This is a genomic window from Streptomyces sp. NPDC058964 (genome assembly GCF_042741275.1).
Classification (GTDB): Bacteria; Actinomycetota; Actinomycetes; order Streptomycetales; family Streptomycetaceae; genus Streptomyces.
The window spans coordinates 1-2,503 of the sequence record NZ_JBHYKH010000818.1 but is presented as its reverse complement, the minus strand read 5'-3'; the positions used below and the strand labels follow the sequence as shown (position 1 = coordinate 2,503).

The window sequence follows — 2,503 nt, the reverse complement described above, 5'->3', positions numbered from 1 at the left end:
AGGCCGCGCGCTGATCGTCGGCGCCAGCGTGGTGGGCGTCCTGGGGCTGGCGGCCGTGGTCGGCGTCATCGCCGCCAACACGGGCAAGGACGACACCGAGGCGTCCGGTCCGGTCGTGGGGGGCGCGGGGGGGCGGGGGCGCCCGGGCCCCCGCGCTGCGGTGCGTGGCGGCCGCCCGGGCCGCGCACCCCGCCTACCAGGACAGCCTGATACGGCTGCGTGGGATGGGCGTCCGGTTCGGCGATCCCTACTCCGGTGAGCCCGACGACTGCGGCAGGCGGCCGGAGTTCCCCTGGGAGGACGCACTGGACCTGGTGGAGCGCGGCTGGTGACGGGCGTGGCAGGGGCGGGGTGCGGTCACGGGCGCACCTTGCGCACGTAACCGGCACTCCCCGGCGTCGACACCATGCGGTCCCGGCGCACGATGCTCAGCCTGTCGCCGAAGTCGGCGACCGCCTTGCGCAGGCCCTCGTCCGAGTACTCGACGACGACCACCCGGTCGTCGAAGGCCCTGGCGTAGGTGCCGCACTCGGCGTACTCGCCGCACTCCTCGGCCACGGCGAAGTCCAGCCCGGCCTTCGCCCTGACGCCGGCCAGTTCCGCCGTGTTCTTCTGGGCGACGGCCAGCCGCCGGGCGTGCGCGTGCCGGGAGAGCAGCGCGGCGAACGCGGTCGCGGCGCCGGCGGTCAGCAGGTGCCGGGATCGGGTGTAGCTGTCGTAGTTGTCCGGCTCCACGGCGTCGAAGCCCTTGTCGGCGCACTCGTCGATCCAGCGGTCGACCCGCTGGGCCACGCGCTCGCGCTTGGCCGGGGTGCGGATGTCGAGCAGCGCCTCGTTCCAGTTCTCGTCGACGACCACCTCGCCGTCGGCGTCGCGCAGCAGCAGGTCGGCGGGCCAGGAGGCACGCTCCTCCGGCTGGGCCTGGAAGGCGTTGACGTAGCAGATGTTGTACAGACCGCGCGCGGGTGACGAGGACCGGTCCCGGCTGACGACACGGACGCCCTTCGGCGGGGGATAGGCGCCGCCGATCTGGTAGTCGAAACCGGCGTGCCGCGGCGGCAGCCGCACCGCGGGGGAGCCGTTCCGCGACGGCTTCGCCGAATCCGTCCGCGAAGAGTCACCCGAACCGCATCCGGTCGGCCCCACGGCCAGCACGACGGCGAGCACGACAGCGCCGACGGCCGACCCGGGACCTCCGACGCGGGAAACACCCCCGACGGGCATGTCCGCTCCATCGATCGCGGGTACGGCCCCGCCTCGGACCGGCGCGGCGGTCCTGGCGACTTGGGCCGGGCTGAGAACGTGTCCGATACCGGCTGGGCGCACCTCTGCGTGCCCGCGCTGTGCGCCGGCACGTGATCACGATCAAAGCGTCCGAGCACCGCGGCAGTCAAGTGGGCCCCGTTCCGCGACGTACGCTCCCAGCGTGCAACCGACCCGAAGGCAGGAGCAGCAACGATGCAGTACGTGAAGCTCGGTTCGACGGGCCTGGACGTGTCGCGGATCTGTCTGGGCTGCATGACCTACGGCCTGCCCGACCGCGGCGTCCACGAATGGACCCTCGACGAGGAGGCGTCGCGCCCGCTCATCCGGCAGGCGCTGGAGGCGGGCGTCAACTTCTTCGACACCGCCAACGTCTACTCGGACGGCACCAGCGAGGAGATCGTCGGGAAGGCGCTGCGCGACTTCGCCGACCGCGACGAGATCGTGCTCGCCACCAAGGTCCACGGGCGCATGCGCCCGGGGCCGAACGGCGGCGGGCTGTCCCGCAAGGCGATCATGTCGGAGATCGACCACAGCCTGCGCCGCCTCGGCACCGACTACGTCGACCTCTACCAGATCCACCGCTACGACCACGCGACGCCGATCGAGGAGACGATGGAGGCACTGCACGACCTGGTCAGGGCGGGCAAGGTCCGTTACATCGGGGCCAGTTCGATGTACGCCTGGGAGTTCTCCAAGGCCCAGTACACCGCCGAGCGGCACGGCTGGACCAAGTTCGTGTCCATGCAGAACCACTACAACCTCCTCTACCGCGAGGAGGAGCGGGAGGTGCTGCCGCTGTGCGCGGACCAGGGAGTCGGCGTGCTGCCCTGGAGTCCCCTCGCCCGCGGCCGTCTCACGCGTGACTGGGGCACTGTCACGGAGCGCAGCGCCAACGACAACTTCGGCAGCCGTCTCTATCTGGAGGGCGACCACGCGATCGTCGAGGCCGTCACCCGCATCGCCGCCGACCGGGGCGTGCCGCGCGCCCGGGTCGCCCTCGCCTGGCTGCTGCACCAGGACACGGTGACCGCGCCGATCGTCGGCGCGGCAAAGCCGAACCACATCGAGGACGCCGTGGCCGCCGTGGAGCTCGAACTGAGCGAGAAGGAGAGGCAGGAGCTGGAGCGGCCCTACACCCCGCACGCCGTCAGCGGCCACTGACGTCCGGGCCGTGGGGGCCGGGCGGCGGGCGCTGATACACAAATCCGAGCCCACGAGACAGGGAGACAGCTCGGGG

Annotated in this window: 2 protein-coding genes and 1 pseudogene; 2 read left to right on the top strand and 1 reads right to left on the bottom strand. The window is 72.1% G+C overall.

All coding sequences use genetic code 11. From position 1 onward, the window contains the following. Window positions 1–155 precede the first annotated feature (155 nt). Window positions 156–332, top strand: a pseudogene (locus ACFW2E_RS45160) (flavoprotein); the annotation flags it as partial. A gap of 25 nt (window positions 333–357) precedes the next feature. Here the strand turns inward: ACFW2E_RS45160 and ACFW2E_RS45155 are convergent. Beyond that, the gene (locus ACFW2E_RS45155) at window positions 358–1,224 is read right to left on the bottom strand and encodes an endo alpha-1,4 polygalactosaminidase (RefSeq protein WP_384477520.1); all 867 of its coding nucleotides are present in this window, start codon (window positions 1,222–1,224) and stop codon (window positions 358–360) included. 234 nt (window positions 1,225–1,458) lie between these two features. Between ACFW2E_RS45155 and ACFW2E_RS45150 the strand changes: the two genes are divergently transcribed. After that, entirely contained in the window at window positions 1,459–2,427 is a 969-nt protein-coding gene (locus tag ACFW2E_RS45150; RefSeq protein WP_384477517.1) for an aldo/keto reductase, read from the top strand. Window positions 2,428–2,503 lie beyond the last annotated feature (76 nt).

Bases quoted from the DNA above. Each gene is read 5' to 3' on its own strand.
- ACFW2E_RS45150 (WP_384477517.1), top strand. From the start codon at position 1,459: ATGCAGTACGTGAAGCTCGGTTCGACGGGCCTGGACGTGTCGCGGATC.
- ACFW2E_RS45155 (WP_384477520.1), bottom strand. From the start codon at position 1,224: ATGCCCGTCGGGGGTGTTTCCCGCGTCGGAGGTCCCGGGTCGGCCGTC.